This is a genomic window from Paenibacillus sp. HGH0039, from assembly GCF_000411255.1.
Classification (GTDB): domain Bacteria; phylum Bacillota; class Bacilli; order Paenibacillales; family NBRC-103111; genus Paenibacillus_F.
This window is the reverse complement of record NZ_KE150412.1, coordinates 3,242,036-3,261,837: the sequence shown is the minus strand read 5'-3', so window position 1 is coordinate 3,261,837 and position 19,802 is coordinate 3,242,036. Positions and strand designations below refer to the sequence as shown.

Below are 19,802 nucleotides of genomic sequence, written 5' to 3'. Positions count from 1 at the left end.
CTGTCACCTCCACCGTTTTCTTTCAAGGGTCTGCATGCCGAGAATAAGGAACACGGCCGCAAGCGTCACGAAGAACAGGATATCCGCTCCTTGAAGAATTCCCTTCTGCATATTGGCCATCCGGCCGCTCATCGAGAATTGGATAATCCATTCCCGGAACTTGCCGCCGAATCCGTCGGCCATCCAGTCGATCAGCCAGAAAAACAGAAGAAAGGCAAAACCCGCAATCCCGGCCACCATCTGGTTGTTGGATAACGTGGAGGCAAACAGGCCGATCGCCATCATGGCCGCTCCCAGCAGGAACATGCTGAGGTATGACAGCCACAGGACCGGCTGGTCCAGCGTGCCGAAGGCAGACATGATCAGCGGATAAACCAGACTGCATATGGTAAGCAGAAACTGGACGATAAGCGCGGCCAGGTACTTGCCCAGCACAATTTCGCCGATTCCGGCAGGTGAAGTAAGCAGCAGCTCATCCGTACCGTGACGGAATTCATCCGCCACCAGACGCATCGTAAGCAGCGGGATGATGAACAGGTAAATGAACGTAATATTACCGACCACATACCGGATATCGATCAGGCTGGGCTGCACCATGACAAAATTCAAGTAAAACATGATGCCCGACACCAGCACATAAAAAGCGAATGCGACATACGAGGTCGGCGAATAGAAAAACAGCTGCAGTTCTTTCGAGCAGATCGCCCACGTTCTACGCATCTTCGCCGCCTCCCTTCGACTGGCCTGCCGCCGCGCTTCCGGACTTGTCTTTCAGCGGCAGCCATTTGCTTACACGATCCAGCCTGGACGACTGTCCCGGACGGCTCTCCGGCTCGTCTTCGGCAGAGCCGGACAAGCTCTCGTCGGTCGTCAGCTTGAGGAAAATATCCTCTAGGCTGAGGCTCTCCCGCTTCATCTCCAGGATGGGATAACCAGCTTCCGCCAGACGGAAGAAAAGCGGCTCGCGGATGTCCGTGCTATCGGCTGACGAGACGAGCAGCTTGACCGTATCCGGGGCAGTTCCCCCCGGAGAAGCGGTCTGCTGCCCGCCGGTCTTCGCCTGCGGTGCCGCCGAGGCGTCTGCTCCGGCTGCAGCCGGCTCTTCGACGTCCTCCGATTGGGGCCGTCCGGGGCCGTCCGTCTGCGCGGCGGAGCCGGAAGAGCCCGCCGGCTCTGCTGCTGCATCCGGCGAGGCCGGCGTCACAGCCGCTGCCTCTGCAGCCTCACTCGCGGGGTCGCCCGCGCCGCCGGATGCCGCTTCCGCTTCCGCGTCAGCCGCTTCGCCCGCTCCAGACGCCGCAGCCTCCGGGGCACTGGTCAGGCCAAGCGCCCCCGCAGCGGGTGCGCCGTCCGCCAGCTCCCGCACAGCGGCAATGCCGGCGGTAGTGCCCAGCAGGGAGATGATTTCCTCGCGCGGGCCCTTCACTTCCAGCGACACCTCGAAGGTGTCGCCCATCGTCGCGCCGAGCATCTCCGGCTTCTCGTCGAGCACAATCTGCCCCTGATTAATAATGAGCACCCGGTTGCACAGAGTATTCACTTCGGGCAGAATGTGCGTGCTGAGCAGCACCGTATGATTTTCGCCCAGCTCGCGGATCAGACTGCGGATTTCAATAATCTGCTTCGGGTCCAGCCCCGAAGTGGGTTCGTCCAGCACAAGCAAATCGGGTTTGTGGACAATCGCCTGCGCCAGTCCCAGACGCTGCTTATACCCTTTGGACAAGCTGCGGATGATCTGGTTTTCGCGTCCGTTAAGCCCCAGCTTGTCAATAATTTCGTTAACTCTGCCTTTTTGCGCCCGGACAGGTACGTCTCTGAGATCGGCCACAAATTTCAAGTACGACCGTACGGTCATTTCCGGATAAAGCGGCGGCGTTTCAGGCAAATATCCGATCTTGCGCCTTGCCTTGCGGGGATGATCGGCCATAGACAAGCCGTCCACCAGGATGTTCCCGCCCGTCGGATTCAAGTACCCCGTAATCATCCTCATGGTAGTCGTTTTGCCTGCTCCATTGGGCCCCAAAAAGCCCACGATTTCCCCGCGCTGCATGGAGAAATTGATCTCCTTAACTCCCCGGGAGTTTTCGTAGAGCTTGCTGACTCCGTTCACTTCCAGCAATCCTGCCCCCTCCTTTTCAACGGTCAATTAGGTGTTCACCAGTCACATGTTCTGGGATGGATAGACAACGTTCTTTTGTAGAAGCCGTACTCAATATATCCAGGGCACAATAAAACAAGCTTAAACAAAACTGAATTTCGGATTAAAAAAATGTGTCTAAATTGTGACAGAAATATTTTTGCCGGATCGCCGACGATCTTCTCTCCCGAACCGTCTAATACAATAGAACTGGAAGGAGGGACCTTTTTCTGGACACCGAAACGCTTGTCCGGGCTGCACGAAACGGGGACGATCAGGCTTTTACGCGGCTTATGGATGAGGAAAAAGCAAGGCTGTACCGGATCGCCTACGCCTACCTTCACAGCCGGCCGGACGCGCTGGATGCCCTGCAGGAAACGGCATTCCGGGCATTCCGCAGTATTCGCAAGCTGCATGATCACGCACTGTTTTCCACTTGGATTACACGTATTCTGCTGAATTATTGCGCCGATGAACGAAAGCGCCAAAAACGTACCGTTCCACCGGATTACGCCGCACCGAAAGAAGTATCCGGCCCCCAGCCCGACAGCCTGGATTTATATATGGCCCTGGATTGCCTTCAACCTTCCGAAAAACAACTCGTTATTCTCAAATATATGGAGGACTGGACCTATCCCCAGATCGCCGCTCTGCTGCAAATGCCGGAAAGCACCGTCAAAACGAGGGCGCGGAAGGCGCTCGATCAGTTAAAATCGATTCTCGGAAGGGAGGATGAAGCTTATGGATGAGCACGATTGGCTGCAAAAAGAACTGCGCGGAGCGGCAGAAGGGGAAATCCCCGCCGAGGCGGACCTTGCCATAGCGCAAGGTATTCAGAGAGCCAAGGCCTTACGGCGTCGGAAGCGGACGTCCTTAACCGCTGCGGCTTCTTTTATCTTGCTGGTTACGGTATTTGCGGCCATGGTCCATGTGTCTCCCGCCTTTGCCTCTGCGATCCGTCAGATACCGGGCATGGAGGTTTTCGTCCGGATACTGAGCACACAGGATAAAGGGTTGGCGCAGGCATTCGATAACGAGTTTTTTCAGCCGATTAACATATCCCACACGCAAAACGGAGAAACCTTCACGCTCAACGGCGTCATCGCCGATGAATCACGGATCGTGGTTTTTTATTCGTGGAGCAATGCCCACTCCACCTCGAAACGCGGCCCTGAGGTGAACCTGCACCCAGCTGACGGGAGCCATATGCCGGCTATTATTGGTTTTCAGCATTCGCCAGTCCCTGCCGAGCCTGTATCTTCAGGCAGCGACTACTTGGATGCGATGCTGGTAGAGGGGGCACCGATGCCGGAAGATTTCATTTTCGAAGCCAGGCTGGCGGGCGATGACGGTCCGGTTTGGAAAATACCTTTCAAGCTCGACCGGGAGCTGTTCATGAACCGGGTGGAAACGATTCCGATCGGTAAAAGCGTCGTCATACAAGGTCAAACGGTTACATTTAATGAAGCTAAGCTTTATCCGACCCGCATTTTACTCGACGTTTCGTACGAGGAAAGCAATACTAAGCAGCTTTTCGGGCTGCGCGACATTCATTTGGTCACCGAAAAAGGGGAACGTCTTCCGAACTGGGGCGCATCTAACGACACCGAGGATAAAAAGATACTCACCTTCGAAAGCCCCTACTTCACCCAACCGAAGGAACTGTATGTGGAAGGCAGCCTGGTGACCGCTCTGGACAAAGATCAATTGACCGTGAAGCTGGATGTGGCGAACAAACAGATCGTATCTCCGGACAACCGGCTTCAGCTTCTGAAGCTAACCGACATGGGCGACAGCTACGCCGTGTCCCTCAAATTAAGCGGGCTCGATTCCTCCTGGGACAATATGAACTACACGACATGGGACAGCTGGAAAGATGCGCACGGAAACACTGTCGAAGTGTCAAACCATACCTCAAGCAGGACTTTAGGAGAAGATCCCGAATCCAACGCATCCTTGGAATCTTTTACGATTCCCAAAAAAGACTACGGAGGCGTGCTGACCACAACCCTGCACGAATGGCCGAATCCTCTAAGAGAACCGTACCGCATTCGTATCAAGTAACGACACCTATAATCGAAAAAGGCCCGCCGGTTTCCCGGCAGGCCTTTCTTTGTTCCGATCCGTTGCTTATTCCATCGTATCCACGCGGCCCCATTTAACAAGCTGACCGCGGGTAACGCCGAGCTGATTGGTCGCTTTGAGCGTCTTCCATACCTGCGTGCCGGTAATGTTGCCGCGTATTGCACGGCGGTACAGGTCCAGCACTTCCTTGACCTTCTCCGGCGATTCCTCCAGGAACTCGACGCGGTAGGAGCGTACGCCCAGTTCAAGGAAATGGTTCAAATATTCGGCGCCGGACTGCTCAATGGCGTTGTAGACCGTGTTGCGGCAGCCTTCATCCACGCGAACCGGATGGGACATGCCGATCCGGTCCTGCAGGGAGGCGCGGTGATCCTCGCAAGGGCGTCCGCAGTTCGTGAAGTCGGTGCCTTCGCTCATAAACGTGCAGTACACGCAGTGCTCCGTGTGGAACATCGGCATATGCTGCTGGATCACCATCTCCATCTTCGACGTATCCGTGCGCGACAGCATATCCACCATCTGCTGGATATTCAGATCGTACGACGGAGTGACCATGGAGCATCCGGCATCTACAAAGAGCGAAGCCGTCTTATGGTTGGCGATGTTCAGCGAGAAATCGCCGATCAGCTCCGGCTGGTACTCCTCCGGGTTCTCCGCGCGGTACTTCATGAAGAAGTACATCGCGCCGGTGTTCCGGATAAGTACCGCATCCGGCCGCAATTTCAAAATATTGCGGAAGTAGCCGGTCTCGCCGGGCATATGAATGCGTGGAGTCGCCAGCGCAATCTTCTTGCCCGCGGCATGAGCGGCCTCCACAGCGGCCGGGAACTGCTTGATGAACTCGAAATCGGCGTAGATCATATCGACGTCGGTTTCGACAGCCGCAAGCACCTGCTCGATGCCGCGGCAGAGTGCGGTCAGGCGCACGCCGTAAGGCTGCGCTGCCTGTCCGCCAGCGGCTCCGGTGCCGTCTGCGGTCTTGCCCGCCGCGTCAACCGTGTGCGCAGGGGCCGCATCCGTGCGGCCGCTTACCCGGCGCTCTTCGGCGCTCACCGGCGCCTGGAGCAGCTGCTCGTCGGCGTAAGCGTCGACCTCGCGCTTCATGTACCGGCGCGGCTTCTGGCGCTCGGCTTCGAGCAGCTCCACGGCGCGGCGGCGCAGGGCGTTCAGCTCGCGCATCGGGACGATCACGTCGCCGCTAAGCTGGACGTCCAGTCCGGCCAGCTCGAAGATCGTGCCGCCGAGACGTCCCAGCTGCTCCGCCAGCACCTCTTCGCCGAGAGGGCGCTTCAGGGCCGCTTCCAGCAGCGCTTCGCTTTCCACGAACACACTGTGGTTCGAGGAAGGATCGCTCCACCAGGTCTTCAGCGGCTGGCCTACCGCTCCCGTGACGCGAAGGTGGACCGGGAACGTACGGTACGGCTTCTCCGTTTCGTACGTCTGACGCAGACGCTTGTCGAGCGCCGGATCGCTCGTCTTCCAGATCCGGTCTCCGACGCGGACACGTCCGAGGTCCACATCGTTGCGCCCCGGCACGATTTCGATCAGGCCGCCTTCGGCTTCGCCTTCCATCTTGACGCCTTTGCGGCGCAAGTCGTACACGCGGCCGCCCTCTTCCTTCTTCGTCGGGTCGCCCGCATCGAACACGATCCCGTCTCCGCGTTTGAGCGGCGCCTCAATCTCGCAAATGACCGCATCGCGCAGAACCTGCTTCACGCGGCCGAGGAATACGCCGCGGCTCTTCGGGAACGTGCCGTCCACGAGCTTCTTGTTGTTCGTTCCTTCGAGGAACCCGCTCGTGAATCCGCGCGAGAAGCTCTGCTGGAGTTCGCGGATATCTTCCTTGGACGGCTTCGCATCCTTCCCGTCGAAATACGCGTCGATAGCCCGGCGGTACTTGCTCACGACGTTGGCTACATACTCCGGACTTTTCAGGCGTCCTTCGATCTTGAACGAGGTGACGCCCGCTTCGATAAGCTGCGGAACCAGCTCGATAGCGGCCAAATCCTTGGGCGACAGCAGGTAAGCTACGTCCCCCATCGGTTTAGGCTCTCCGTCGACGATCAGGTCATACGGCAGCCGGCAGGCCTGGGCGCATTCTCCACGGTTGGCGGAGCGTCCGCCCCACATTTCGGATGTCAGACATTGTCCCGAATAGGAAACACACAGCGCACCGTGCACGAAAACTTCCATCGGAAGCTTCGCCTGATCGCCGATCGTTTTGATCTGCTTCAAGTTGTTTTCGCGTCCGAGCACGACACGTTCGATATCGAACGGTTTTGTAAACTCCACCGCTTCCGGTGAAGTAATGGTCATCTGCGTCGATCCGTGGATCGGGAAATCCGGGGAGATGTCGCGGATCATTTTGACAAGGCCCAGATCCTGTACGATTACCGCGTCCACACCCGCATCCACGCAAGCCTCGATAAGTTCTTTCGCATCGCGAAGCTCGTCCTCAAACACGAGAATGTTGAACGTCAGAAAGCCTTTGACGCCATATAAATGTAGAAACGACATAATGTCGGACAGTTCATCCATCTTGAAATTGTGCGCGCGTGCGCGGGCATTGAATTTTTCAACCCCGAAAAAAATCGCATTGGCGCCGTTCGCTACGGCCGCCCGCAGACAATCCCAGTCGCCGGCAGGAGCCAGAAGCTCTATATCTTCTCTGCGTAAAGATCGCATGATTCATATCCTTTCATTGTGCAAATCAGGTAACATAACTAGTGTACCTTTGTGAATGTTCGCCCGCAACCCGCAAAAGCCCCCGCGGCGCCCTTTTTTTGTCATAAGGTTAACAAAAATAAGCCTCCGGACAAAATTCTTCCGCAGGCGGCTGGCGGCCCCGGCCATAAGGAAGTCGTTCACCGCTGCGTACTGCCTATTTGAAGCACATCTACAGTCGTATAAGAAAGCGAAACGGAACCGTTCCAGCGCACCCATTCCATAGAAAAAGAGCGCCGTCATAAGACAGCGCCCGCTTTTCTTCCTATAAAAATCTCCAAATGGATAAGTGCTTAGTGAGGCAGATCGTTGGAAACGACCGTTTGCAGCGTTTTGTTGCTGTCGGCTTCCAGCTCCCAGAACATGACGCCGCGCAGCCCTTTGGACTTCGCATATTCGTTCTTCGCGTGAATCGAAGCCTCGTCCTCGTAAGTGATAAAAATTTTGCTCGTCGGGTTGTACAGGTAAGGTGTCTTGGTCACGTCGTTCCAGTAACGCGTGAAGCCCAGGCCGCCCACTGTATATTTGCCGCTTGCGTCTTTCGTCAGGTAGCCTTTGTTCTGCAGGTACGAGAAGTTGAACGTGGAGCCGTCCGAACCCGTGTTGGAGGAGCCGGAGCAGCTTTGGTACAGGCCGTCGCCTTTGGCTCCCGCGTTGCAGCCGTTCCAGCCGTAGCCGTAGAACGGTTCGCCTACCGTGATTTTGCTGGCCGGCACGCCTTTATTCAGATAGATTTTGACGGCGGAATCCACATTGAACTGCGGAGTGCCCGACGGATCGCTCGGATCGTTGTAAAGCGGTGCTACGTGATTGCTGGAAGTATCCCAAGGACCGTGGAAATCGTAAGTCATGATGTTGATCCAGTCCAGATAGTTCGCAGCTTGGGTGATCCAGTTCGAAGTGCCGCCCGCATCCGCCACGAAAGTGGAATTAGCTCCGGACGCGATCGTGATATAGTACTGCTTGCCGTCCTTCTGTCCGGCGGTGTCCAGTTGTTGGCGCAGAGTTTGCAGCAGCAGGATGTAATTGGCTTTATCCGCCGAGCGCTGGCAGGTTTGACCGGAAGCGCAAGGTACGCCGATGGCGTTCGGATATTCCCAGTCGATATCAATACCGTCAAAATTGTACTGGCGGAGCAGGGAAACCGCCGAAGTCGCAAAGTTTTGGCGGGCTGTCGCATCCGCAGCCGTGTTGGAGAACTGGTTGGACCAAGTCCATCCGCCGACGGAGAAGAACAGTTTCAGCTTCGGATTTTTCGTTTTCAGCTGAGCCAGCTTTTTCAGGCTCTCGTAGCCGCCGCCTTCGCCGACATCATCCACATAAGGATCGCCCAGTACGATGGACCCGTTCGGCGCGTTGTTTGCCGCTCCGTTGCCGTCCTGGCACGGCCAGGTTTGAGCATTCGGATTCTCGGGATCATTGGAAGGGTTGCCGTGTCTGCCGTTCCAGCAAATATCCAGGAACGCGTAGTTGATGGCGGATACTTTCGTTGCATCTACGTTAGCCGGTGTGAAAGAAGGCGTATTGTACGAAGTCCAGCTTGGGAAGTAACCGATAATCTCGTTGCTTCCGGTCGGCTGTGTCGTCGTCGTTGCCGTTACAGCCGCGCTTGCAGGGGACGCGTTGCCCGCCGCATCTTTGGCTTTCACGGTGAACGTGTACGCCGTGTTCGCCTGAAGGCCCGTCACCGTGTAGCTTGTCGAGGACGTGGAGCCCGCGAGTGCTGTGCCGTTGTATACGTCGTAGCTTGTTACACCGACGTTGTCGGTAGCCGCTGTCCAGCTTAGCGCTACACTGTTAGCGGTTACATTTCCGGCCTTTACATTAGTCGGAGCAGTCGGCGCCTGCGTGTCAGGGGCTGCCGTCTTAACCGTAACCGCCGCACTGGCTGCGGACACATTGCCGGCAGCGTCTTTCGCCTTCACGGTAAACGTGTAGGACGTATTCGGCTGCAGGCCGGTTACCGTATACGAAGTCGTCGTGGAAGTTCCGGCCAGGGTCGTGCCGTTGTACACCTCGTAACCGCTTACACCGATGTTATCGGTAGAAGCCGTCCAACTGAGTGCAGCGGAATTCCCCGTTACGGTTCCCGCGTTCAATCCCGTGGGCGCTGTCGGCGCTTGCGTGTCCGGAACGGCTGTCGATTTCTTCCACAGCGCCGGTACGTTCGGCGGCTCCCAGCCCTGCAGTGCCGTATGCGGCTGCACACATTCATAGAGCGTTCCGCTGTAACTGACGATCTCACCCTTCTTGTAAGCCGTTCCCGGTGCCCATTCCGACGCGCCCAAAGCGGTCAGCGGCAGGGATACGAGCAGCAGCAGGACGACCAGAGCGAACGCTAATCCTCTTTTTGCTTTTCCATTCATCCGTTAATTCTCTCCCTTCATAATTAGGAAACTTTCCGGGACAACCCGTTTAACCCGTCCGGGCACAGCCGTTTCCTTGACTGTCATTCGTATCTTGCTCGTCAGCCTGTCGTTCTTTCGTTTATCTCCTCCTCCGAGTCTCTGTAAAAGTTAAATGGCTTTAACTTTACAAGCTGCAAAATGTGCATCTGCGGATGCATGCGTCCGGGTCATTTTTATCGCCGCAGTTCTCTTAATACCTAAACAGTTCGACTCTCAACATTTATTTCCTTCCTTTTCCATAAAAATATTTTGCGTCCCGGCTGCGCATCTGCCGCATTGATTTTTTTGCACAACTTAGGTAAACTATTCCCAACTGCATACGATGCGGCCGTGAAGGACCAATAGTACCTGAATTTCCTTCGAATCAGCGATCCGGGAATGGTGGAAGCCCGGGCAAGGAACCAGCGAAACGGCAGTCCGGAGCCGCGTGCGGCAAGAAAGGGGATGCGCCAGCCAGGCGCCATTCACCGCAATCCGATCCTTTGTCCGATGAGCAAGCGCCGGACGGGTACGGAATGACGGGGAAAGGCGGATATCCGGGCGGAGCATCAACTAGGGTGGAACCGCGGGTGCTCAAGCTCTCGTCCCTAGGCATATCGGATGCCTGTGGGATTGGGGGCTTTTTCGATTGGGCGGCGGAGGGCTCCGTACGGATCTGCGGAGTCTGCTCAGACGGAAATTCCCATGACCCGGGCAGCGATCAGGCGATTTGGCTTGCATCATGTTTTACCCATTCCCGAAATACGCAAAGGAGCGAACAAAAATGAGCGTCAACATGGATCAAATCGTAGCTCTGGCCAAGCACAGAGGTTTTATTTTCCCGGGTTCCGAAATTTACGGCGGCCTGGCCAACACGTGGGATTACGGCCCTCTCGGCGTAGAACTGAAGAACAACGTGAAGCGCGCCTGGTGGAAAAAATTCGTCCAGGAGTCTCCGTACAACGTCGGTCTGGACGCCGCTATCCTGATGAACCCGCAAGCATGGGTCGCATCCGGCCACGTCGGCAACTTCAACGATCCGATGATCGACTGCAAACAGTGCAAGGCCCGCCACCGCGCGGATAAAATCATCGAAAACGCTTTGGATGCCAAAGGCATCGAGCTCGTGGTGGACGGCTTGTCCTTCGATCAGATGAAAGCGCTGATGGACGAGCACGAAATCGCCTGTCCGGATTGCGGCAGCCGCGATTTCACGGACATCCGCCAGTTCAACCTGATGTTCAAAACGTTCCAGGGCGTAACGGAGTCCAGCTCCAACGTCGTTTACATGCGTCCGGAAACGGCGCAGGGTATTTTCGTGAATTTCAAGAACGTACAGCGCACCATGCGCAAAAAGCTTCCTTTCGGTATCGGCCAGATCGGCAAAAGCTTCCGGAACGAAATCACGCCGGGCAACTTCACCTTCCGTACGCGCGAGTTTGAACAGATGGAGCTTGAATTCTTCTGCAAACCGGGCGAGGACATGAAATGGTTCGAATACTGGCGCGCATACTGCCGCGACTGGCTCTTGAACCTCGGCGTGAAAGAAGCCAGCATCCGTCTGCGCGACCACTCCGATGACGAGCTGTCCCACTACAGCAATGCCACGACGGATATCGAGTACCGCTTCCCGTTCGGCTGGGGCGAGCTCTGGGGCATCGCCGATCGCACCGATTACGACCTGAAGCAGCATATGGAACACTCCGGCGAAGATTTCAACTATGTGGATCAAGAAGCGGGCAACGAGAAGTACGTGCCGTACTGCATCGAGCCTTCGCTCGGCGCCGACCGCGTAACGCTGGCCTTCCTGATCGACGCCTTCGAAGAGCAGAAGCTGGAAGGCGACGACAGCCGCACCGTGCTTCACCTTCACCCGGCGCTTGCTCCTTTCAAAGCGGCGATCTTCCCGCTTTCCAAGAAGCTGTCCGAAGGCGCGCAGGCGATCTTCTCCGATCTGGCCAAAAGCTTCATGGTCGATTACGACGACACCGGCTCCATCGGCAAGCGTTACCGCCGTCACGATGAGATCGGCACGCCGTTCTGCATCACGTACGACTTCGAGTCCGAACAGGACGGCCAAGTTACCGTGCGCGATCGCGATACGATGGAACAAACCCGGATGCCGATCAGCGAGCTGAAGGCGTTCATCGAGAGCAAAATTCAGTTCTAAGACAGCATGGAGCTGATTAAAAGCCCCTTATGGAGCGGAATACAGCGTGAATCTAAAAAAGCTGCGCTCCGCCCCGCAAGGGACTTCCTACATGAAAAGCCCGGCCACCGCAGGATGCTGCGTCGGCCGGGCTTTTTGCTGTGCGGTTTATCGATCCGGTTCTACACCTTGAACTTCGTCAGCGATTCGCTCAACTGGCTGGAAACGTCCTCCAGCTTTCCGGACAGGCGTACCAGCCCTTCGCTCACGCTCTGCTGCTCGCTGCTCAGGGAAGCGACTTCTTCGCTTGTCGCGGAAGATTGCTCCGCAACGGCACTCACGTTGGCCATCGCATCGGCAAGCGTCATCTGGGACTCGTTCAGATCGTTGATGGAAGTCGAGACCTCATCCAACTGGATGAGCAGATTGTCCATCTCGTTTTTCACGGAAGAGAACATCTGGTTCGCCTCCTTCACCGACTCCGTCTGTTCGCGGAACAGCGGATAAGCGGCCGACAGCGCTTCTACCGTAGCGTCCATCTCGCGCTGAATTTCCTCGGTGATCTGGGCTACGTTCACGATCGATTCTCTGGATTGGTCCGCCAGATTGCGGATCTCTCCGGCAACGACCATGAACCCCTTGCCCGCCGCTCCGGCACGCGCCGCTTCAATACTCGCGTTCAACGACAAAATATTCGTCTGCGCGGTGATTTTCGTAAGCACATCGAGAATTTTGCGGATGGAACTGGTGCTCTGCTTGAGCGTATCGACCCGGTCTACGAGAGAGTGGGTCATCTGCTCGCTCTGCAGAGTTTTCTGCGTCAGTTCATCCATCTGCTCGATGCCCCGCTCACTCATCTGCTGCACTTCGGAAGTGGCGATAGACATCCGGATGTTTTTCTCGATGACGTATTTCATCTGCTCGGAAATTTGAGATGTCAGATCGTTTCCGTTCTCGGCCGCAACTGCCAGGCTTGTCGCCCCTCCGGCGATATCTTCCGTAGCCGTCGCGATTTCCCGCGCCGAAAGCGCGGTTTTCTTGGATGCGTCCGTAAGCTCCCGCGCCGTTTCGAGCACGCTGTCCGCCGAACGGTTCGTCTGATTGACGAGATCCGTGATTTTGCTCATCATGCCGTTAAAGCTCTTGCCCACTTGGCCGATCTCGTCCTGACGCTGTGTGAAGAGAGTGCGTACCGCCAGGTTGCCCTTCTCTCCTTCGTTCATCAGATGGCCCAGCTCGACCAGCGGTTTGCCGATCATGCGGCTCATCAGCCAGCCGACCACGACCGCAAGCAGAGCGGAAATAATCGCCACCCAGACGGTCAATACGAAAATGCCGTTCGCCTTTTCCGTGATTTCATCCAGCGGCGCAAAGCCGTAAATGAGCCAGCCCGTCTGTTTGCTTTTTGTATAAACGATCAGATTCGGTTCTCCGCTCACATCGGCCTTCGTACGGCCTTGATCCTGCAGCTGGCCTTCCAGTTTAACCTGTGCTTCCTTGCCGATCATGTCGGATTTCTCGGTCACCATCAGCTGCTGTTTGGCATTCATCGCTTCGATCCTGCCCGTTTGTCCGACGTGAACGCCGGAAAGCTGATTGTAGAGATAGTCCGTCTTGATCTCCAGCAGGACCATATAATTCCCTTGTCCGTAATCGTTCTTCATTACACGCGCGACACCGAATGTAGGGAAGGAAAGCTGTGTAAAATAGCCGTTGATTTTCGAATCGAACCAGATGGCCTTACCGTCTCCATCCTTCACGCTCTTAATGAGAGCGGTATTCTCCTGAATCAGCTTTTCCTGACCGTAGCCGGTAGGAACCCCTTTTTCCGTTACCGGAATAATGTAAATGCCCGCCAGATTCTCGTCCGTTTGCGAGTATTTCTTGAGGTTGCTGTCCAGATTCATCCGGGCGATGGCGACATCCGAATCGGATATATTCGGGCGTGCAAGCTGATCCACCGAAGCGCCGACCGTTTTGTCGATCATAATATCCAGCGACATCTTCTCGTAAGTCCGGAAAAGAAAATCAAGCTTTTCTCCCGTCTGGATAACGGTCTGTTGAGCCGCTTTCGATACTTCTTCTTCCACAACGCTGCTGGAAGTCTGGTAAGACAGCGTTCCCACAATCAGAACGGCGATCAGAATGCTGAGAAAAAAGATGACGAACAGCTTCGTTCCTACGGCTTTTAGCGCGGGAATCGAATTCCCGCCTCCCCCCGGGCCGGAAGGGCCGCCCGCCGCAGTCTTGGCCGGCGCAAGGTTCTGTATCTTTTTGACCGCGCTCCGCCAGCCTCCGGCTATCTTCTCACTCCACTTGTTACTCATAGCAACTCCCCATTTGTCAGAATGATTTCGGATTGTAAATATTCACCTTTCCTATATATCGGCGCTTGAGGTTTTATTTATGAACCTATTTTTCGGCAAAATTTTTCGGATTCGGCGAATGCGCGGAACCGCGGCGCAGCCGCTCCCAAAGTTAACAAACGGAGGGAGAAGTGCTATAATGGCAAGGATCATATACAAAAATCGAGGGATGAATTTGTCGAAAAAAAGAACCGCCATAGCGGTATTTTGCCTGGCCGCCCTTCTCTTGGCAGTCGGAGCGGCAGCCTTCCTCACAGGGAAGAAAGAGCAGGTCCGCCTGCTGTACGCAACCGGCGGCGATCGCTATGACACGGCGGCATTCGAACAGTTCCGGCAGTCGCTGGCGGCGAATCTGGAGCTTGAACGGAAGCCGATGGATGAAGTGTCGGCCCGCAAGCTGCAATCGTACGATGCGGTCGTGCCGGATCCGGAGCTCGCAAACATACCCGACAACGGATACATCCAGAAGCTCCAGGACTATGTGCAAAACGGAGGGCATTTGCTTCTCGACAATGCGTTCGCAAGCAAGTTTCCCGCCGATTTTCTGGGAGCCTATCAGACGCAGCTCATAGCGCCGCCGCAGGCCAAACCGCAGTTTCAATATCCGGCCGTGCCGGTGAACGCTCAAGGCATGCAGGAAGTCATCAAACTTTTCAGCGATAATTTCTTCAAACGGGAAACGATGGACAATCTTCCGGGCTTCTATTGGGGCTACGGCCTTGATCCTTCAACGGCGCAGCCGCTGGTTACGCTGAACGGACAAGCGCTCGTCGCCGTCAATAAGGTCGGCGAAGGAACGGTACTCCTGAGCAGCACCTTCCTGCCTAACCGGTACTTTATTACGGGCTACGATCTTCAAAGCGGCATGGACCCCACGCAGGGGTTCGGCAGCCTGGCCGCCAAGTACGATCAGCAGCGGAGCCTGAAACCGGGCACCGCCTTTTTCGACAAGAAAGACCTGAAGCTGGAGCCCTACTTCAACTTCGCTTTCTCGGCGGCCAACGCCCAGTTCCGCACGGAATTCGTCACTTACGTGTCCAAGGAAACCTTCGGGTACAGCGTGACCAAAGTACTCGGGCCTTACGGGCGTCCGGCCATGTCCTACCAGAACCATTTCGAAGCCATGCCAGCGTTCAAGGACAAGGAAGCGATCCAATGGGCGGAGCTGACGAAGAAGTACAATCAGATCCCGTCCTTCTCGCTGGTCCGCTCCGCCTTCTATTGGGGACAGTGGAAAGAGAGCGTCTCCGTCCACCTGAACGGCGGATCCAACGAGAAGCCGCAGTTCAGCGGGGAATCGCCCGCTTCGTATTACAGCAGCGGCATGCATCTGCAGTCCGAGGAAGGCGCCATACGCCTGGCGGAGTATCCGGACTACAAATCGCTGGCCGATCCCGTAGAAGGCCCGCACCGGCTCGTACCGGCGTTCGCGGACATCAACGGGGACGGGAAGGAAGACCTTCTCGCCGGCAGCAGCGACGGATACGTCTACGTGTATCCGAACCTCGGGCCGAAGCCGGAGGCTTACGAGCGCGATCCCGCGCCGGGCGGCCTCAAGCTGCCGGATGTGTACGGCAAGCCGGAGAAGCTGCTGCTGACGAGTGGCCAGCCGCTCAAGACCGGTCCGCATGCTTCCGTGCATGCGGTGGACTGGAACGCCGACGGGAAGATCGACCTTCTCGTCAGCGATGCCACCGGGGCCGTGCAGATCGCGCTCGGCCAAGGCGGCGGGCGGTTCGCGCCGCTAACCGCCCTGCAGGACCCGTCCGGGCCCATCAAGGTGCCCGGACCGGCTATCGCGGCCGCGGGAGATCTCCGCGGCCAAGGCTTTCCGGACCTGGTCGTCGGAGACGCCGACGGCAAGGTCCGGGTGTACCGCGCGCCGCAGGCAGGCGCGCTGCGCCTCTCCGCCGGCGCCGTAGTCGCGGACGTCGGCGCCAAGTACGCCGCGCCGTCCGTCCGTGACATGGACGGCGACGGCCGGGCGGACCTCGTTGTCGGCAGCAACGAGGGGGATCTGCGCGTGTTCCGCCAGGAAAGCGGCGGAACCTTCACCGCCCAGGGAAGCGTAAACGGCGCCACGCTGAATCAGATGGGCACGAACGCCCTGGTCGGCGGGCACAACTCCGTGCCGGTCTGGCACGATGTGAATCACGACGGTGTCGTAGACCTGATCGTCGGACAGCTGGAGTTCGGATCGCCGGTTCCGGTCGATTCGCCGGCCTTCCCTTACAAGGCGGAACTGCAGGAGTTCCTGCAGTATACGAAGCAGAATCATCTCGAATTGTATCCGCACATATATGTGCACAATTTCGTCAGCGACGCCCAGGAGAAGCAGGAGATCGCTCTGCACAAGCAGGCGTTCGAGAAGCTCGGCCTTCCCTGGACGATGCCCGGAACGAACCAGCACACCTGGCGGATCAACTTCCCGGACCGGCTTCAGACACTCCGCAACGAGAACGAGCAGGGAATCTGGTTCAACTTTGGCTTTACGCCGTCACATACGCCTACAGAGCCCCGGCTCGGTACGGATTACATCTGGGGGCTTCCTTTCCTGCTGACGAAGGACAAGAGCGGCAGCGATCAGCCTATGCTGATTTACACGCCGGCTCCGGTGCTTCGCAAAACAGGCGAAAGCTCTACGGTCGATATTTACGATTCTTATATCAAACGCGATATGCCCATTGATTACTTCGAACACATTGAGTATCACTTCCCTGCTCGCGTAGGGGAACTGGAGGATTTCGCTTCCTTCCTCGATGACATTCGGAATCAGTACGATTATAACTTTATGACGGAAACCCAAATGGCCCGTTCCTTCCTGACTACCTTGACAACGCAGGTTACCGTGAAGCGCACCTGGGCCGACTATATCATGGACGAAGTGAAAGACCGGATTTCCGGCAAAGGCCTTCATCTGTCTCTCACGATCGGAGCGGATACGTCCGCCGTGCCGAAACAGGCGGCCGAGTACGCCAATACGCCGGGCGTCGTGGTGGAAAAAGGCGAGAAATACGCGCCTTACTCCCTTGCCGCCAAGTCCGACGTATACACCGAGCGCAGCGGCAAGCTGTACCTCGGCCTTGCCCGCGAGGCGCAGCTTCATATCGGCAAGCCTGCCGGGGAAGCTCACATTGTCCGTGCCAATGTGCCGTTCGAGCTGGATACCCACGAGAGCGGCACCTGGAAACTCAATTTGCAGGCGGCCGGTCTGCAGCAAATTAAAATCTACAGCCCGGACGGGCTGACGATCCCGGGAAATCAGGCGGATATCAAGCTTGAACAAGATGCGGCAACCGGCATGTATACACTTACGCGTTACGGAGATAAGACGACCATAAGCCTGTCTCTTAAAAAATAAACGGAGGGGCCGGTTAACGCCGTCCCGCTCCCGAGTACAGCCGGTGCCTGCCGTTCCTACGGCCCATCCGGCTGTACGCCTTCTTTACACCAATCTATTCCTGCCTGGGAGGCCCGACTGACTATGGAAGAAATCATAAAGCAGCTGGAAGAACACATCAGAAGCCGCTATGAGATTGAAGAAGATGATGACGATTTCGGCGTAGATGTTCATCTGTTCGATTACGGCTTTATCGACTCGATGGGTGCTACGGCACTGATCGCTCATATCGAGCAAACGTACGGCATTCAAGTGACGAACCAAGATCTGATGCTGTATCCGATGAATACCGTTCGCGAGATCGCCCAATTCATTTCCACGAAAACCGGGAGGTAACACCATGGAATGCAAAATATCGCTGGAACGGCTTTCCGAAAGCCAGCACGGACAGGTTAAATACGCATCCGCTTTCGTGGATGAGCACATTCAGGAAATTTCTTTGGAAGACGGACATCTCCGGATCGTCCATACGTCCCCGAACGGCGACGAAGCGATCCGCGAACGCGTAGAGCGTCTTATCGAACGCTTCTCCAAGGGCGACTTCGGTTTTAAAGAAAACATCCTGTTCCGCAACGAAGTTTCCGTTCCATACAGCGGCGACATTATCCGCGAACTCGTGGAAAGCAAGAGCATTAAGGTGCTGGAGCCGGGCCTGTTTATTTTCCGCGAGCCGTTCTCCTCTCTCATGCGCTTTCTCGACTATTCGTTCGTTACGAAGATTGCGAATCGCTTCCAGGTGAAGGAAGAGTCTTACCCGGCCGTGATTCACTCGGAGACCTTGAACAAAACGAATCACTTCACTTCTTTTCCGGAGCATATCCACTTCCTCACGCACCTACGCGAAGATTTGGATGTGATCGAATCCTTCTCCGACTCAATCCGTGCTACCGGCGGCTGGAAGGACGAGCTTCCGCTCGATCTGAACGCCACCATGCCGAAGCCTAAATTTACGATGAACCCGTCCACGTGCTACCACTGCTATGAAGGCCTGCAGGGCGAGACTCTCGAAGGAGACGGAATCGTAGTAACGGCTGTCGCGAAGTGTCACCGGTTCGAATCCAAGAACCACACCGATTTCGGCCGTCTGCTCGATTTCTCGATGCGGGAAATTATTTTTGTGGGAAAACCGGATTTCGTGAAAGAAAATCGTCTGAAATCCATCGAATACATTAAAGAGCTTGCCGTAGAGTGGGAAGTCGACAGCTTGCTTGAAATTGCGAACGATCCGTTTTTCACCAACGATTTTCAGGTAAAAGCGTCCTTCCAGCGCAATCAGGAGATGAAATATGAACTGCGTTTGACGATTCCGTACCTGGACAAGTCCATCGCCTGCAGTTCCGTCAACTTCCACAGCAACACATTCGGCAACGCCTTCGACATCAAAGTAGGCAAGCGTGCCGCCGTTACCGGCTGCGTAGGATTCGGCATCGAGCGCTGGGCGTTTGCATTCCTCGCTCAATACGGCATGAATGAGGCCAACTGGCCGGCGTCTTTCCGTGAGCAGTACCATGCTTGGCAACAAAAATCCCTATAAAGAGTGATCGTGTGAACATACTCGCTTTTTTCAAGAAGAACAGCTTCGTCCTGGGGCTGCTTCTTATTTTTGTGGTCGCTGAAGCTCTTGTCATGTGGTGGAATCCTCTTGAGACGAGCCGTCGGTTCGGTAAAGACGACTTTACGAAGACGCTCTACCATCACGGCTGGTCGCGCAGCGGAGCCGTATTTTACGGCAATTCCTCCGTTACGGGGGCGTATATCGAGGAGAAGTCGGCAGCCAAGCTGGTCGAAATGGGCTTATCCTACGGGAAGCTGACGGATTTGCAGCAGATTCTTCAGCGCGGGTTATACTCCGTGAAAGATGAGCTGGTGATCGGCATCGATGTGCATACGCTGCTGGACAAGATGGAAACCGACTACCGGTTCCCGTGGAACAAGCCCTGGTACAAGCCGTACGTATACGCGTACCGGGCCGACTTCCTGGATGCGGGCAAGGAACTGGTCCGCAATCTGGCTTTTCAGGGGAGTCTCGCTTATGAGCCCCGCTGGATCGACAAGGAACTTTATCACGGGTACGCTACGGAAGACGCGATGACCAAAGGCTGGGCCCGGTACGAGAAGGATTACAACTGGATGACGCTCAAGGACATGCAAGATAACCTGGACGCGCTCCAATGGGTACTGGATGACGCTAAAGAGAAAGGGATACCGCTTCGCGTCGTTTGGATGCCATTCCGTCAGGACCATGTAAAGCCACCCTATACCGCTGCCATGAAGCAGGAAGTGAATGCGCGTCTCAAAGCCGCGGACGTTCCCGTGCTCGATCTCATGGACCGTTATGCGCCCAAGTACTTTCACGACCTCGTCCACCTTAACCGGGAGGAAGGGGCTCCCCTGTTTACGAAGGAGGTTGACGAATGGCTGCTTTCTTTAAGAAAACCTTCGAAATCCTGATTTATGTAGGAATGCTTTATTTGGTGCTCGTTTATTTTACCGGGCAAGGTTTGTTTATCTATGAAGGGTTTTAGCCCCAGCCTCCCCATGAGGTCTTACCTGT

Annotated in this window: 12 protein-coding genes; 7 read left to right on the top strand and 5 right to left on the bottom strand. The window is 56.0% G+C overall.

Annotation, left to right across the window (positions count from 1 at the left end; all coding sequences use genetic code 11):
• Positions 1 to 3: 3 nt before the first annotated feature.
• Together HMPREF1207_RS14250 and HMPREF1207_RS14245 are read right to left on the bottom strand one after the other, a co-directional pair.
• Positions 4 to 720, bottom strand: coding sequence for an ABC transporter permease subunit (locus tag HMPREF1207_RS14250; protein WP_009674182.1), 717 nt, complete (start codon positions 718 to 720; stop codon positions 4 to 6).
• Positions 713 to 2,119, bottom strand: a complete 1,407-nt coding sequence (locus HMPREF1207_RS14245; protein WP_009674190.1) for an ABC transporter ATP-binding protein — start codon at positions 2,117 to 2,119, stop codon at positions 713 to 715. Before HMPREF1207_RS14245 ends, HMPREF1207_RS14250 begins: the two co-directional genes overlap by 8 nt.
• 248 nt (positions 2,120 to 2,367) lie before the next feature.
• Between HMPREF1207_RS14245 and HMPREF1207_RS14240 the strand changes: the two genes are divergently transcribed.
• On the top strand, positions 2,368 to 2,886 hold the full coding sequence (locus tag HMPREF1207_RS14240) for a sigma-70 family RNA polymerase sigma factor (protein WP_256124246.1): 519 nt from the start codon (positions 2,368 to 2,370) through the stop codon (positions 2,884 to 2,886).
• Positions 2,879 to 4,201, top strand: coding sequence for a DUF4179 domain-containing protein (locus HMPREF1207_RS14235; RefSeq protein WP_016423757.1), 1,323 nt, complete (start codon positions 2,879 to 2,881; stop codon positions 4,199 to 4,201). The genes HMPREF1207_RS14240 and HMPREF1207_RS14235 overlap by 8 nt, the downstream gene beginning before the upstream one ends.
• A 66-nt stretch (positions 4,202 to 4,267) precedes the next feature.
• Here HMPREF1207_RS14235 and HMPREF1207_RS14230 read toward each other — a convergent pair whose 3' ends face one another.
• Together HMPREF1207_RS14230 and HMPREF1207_RS14220 are read right to left on the bottom strand one after the other, a co-directional pair.
• Positions 4,268 to 6,907 (bottom strand): U32 family peptidase, encoded by a 2,640-nt coding sequence (locus tag HMPREF1207_RS14230; RefSeq protein WP_009677102.1) that lies wholly within the window; start codon positions 6,905 to 6,907, stop codon positions 4,268 to 4,270.
• Positions 6,908 to 7,239: 332 nt separating this feature from the next.
• Positions 7,240 to 9,312, bottom strand: coding sequence for a glycosyl hydrolase family 18 protein (locus tag HMPREF1207_RS14220; protein WP_009677097.1), 2,073 nt, complete (start codon positions 9,310 to 9,312; stop codon positions 7,240 to 7,242).
• An 805-nt stretch (positions 9,313 to 10,117) separates the two neighbouring features.
• On the opposite strand from HMPREF1207_RS14220, the gene HMPREF1207_RS14215 reads away from it, so the two are divergent.
• Positions 10,118 to 11,503 (top strand): glycine--tRNA ligase, encoded by a 1,386-nt coding sequence (locus HMPREF1207_RS14215; RefSeq protein WP_009677029.1) that lies wholly within the window; start codon positions 10,118 to 10,120, stop codon positions 11,501 to 11,503.
• A 161-nt stretch (positions 11,504 to 11,664) separates the two neighbouring features.
• On the opposite strand, the gene HMPREF1207_RS14210 is transcribed toward HMPREF1207_RS14215, so the two are convergent.
• Positions 11,665 to 13,809: a methyl-accepting chemotaxis protein gene (locus tag HMPREF1207_RS14210; protein ID WP_009677061.1), complete on the bottom strand. Its 2,145-nt coding sequence runs from the start codon at positions 13,807 to 13,809 to the stop codon at positions 11,665 to 11,667.
• A gap of 178 nt (positions 13,810 to 13,987) precedes the next feature.
• Here HMPREF1207_RS14210 and HMPREF1207_RS14205 point away from each other — a divergent pair, with 178 nt between their 5' ends.
• The 4 genes from HMPREF1207_RS14205 to HMPREF1207_RS14190 all read left to right on the top strand — a co-directional run bounded on the left by HMPREF1207_RS14205 (position 13,988) and on the right by HMPREF1207_RS14190 (position 19,699).
• The gene (locus HMPREF1207_RS14205) at positions 13,988 to 17,209 is read left to right on the top strand and encodes an FG-GAP-like repeat-containing protein (RefSeq protein WP_009677105.1); all 3,222 of its coding nucleotides are present in this window, start codon (positions 13,988 to 13,990) and stop codon (positions 17,207 to 17,209) included.
• 123 nt (positions 17,210 to 17,332) lie between these two features.
• The gene (locus HMPREF1207_RS14200; RefSeq protein ID WP_009677019.1) at positions 17,333 to 17,584 is read left to right on the top strand and encodes an acyl carrier protein; all 252 of its coding nucleotides are present in this window, start codon (positions 17,333 to 17,335) and stop codon (positions 17,582 to 17,584) included.
• A 4-nt stretch (positions 17,585 to 17,588) separates the two neighbouring features.
• Positions 17,589 to 18,782 carry a hypothetical protein gene (locus HMPREF1207_RS14195; protein WP_009677109.1) on the top strand — a complete coding sequence of 398 codons (1,194 nt, stop codon included), beginning with the start codon at positions 17,589 to 17,591 and terminating at the stop codon, positions 18,780 to 18,782.
• 11 nt (positions 18,783 to 18,793) lie between these two features.
• Complete coding sequence (locus HMPREF1207_RS14190) at positions 18,794 to 19,699, top strand: hypothetical protein (protein WP_009677014.1); 906 nt, start codon at positions 18,794 to 18,796, stop codon at positions 19,697 to 19,699.
• Positions 19,700 to 19,802: the final 103 nt, after the last annotated feature.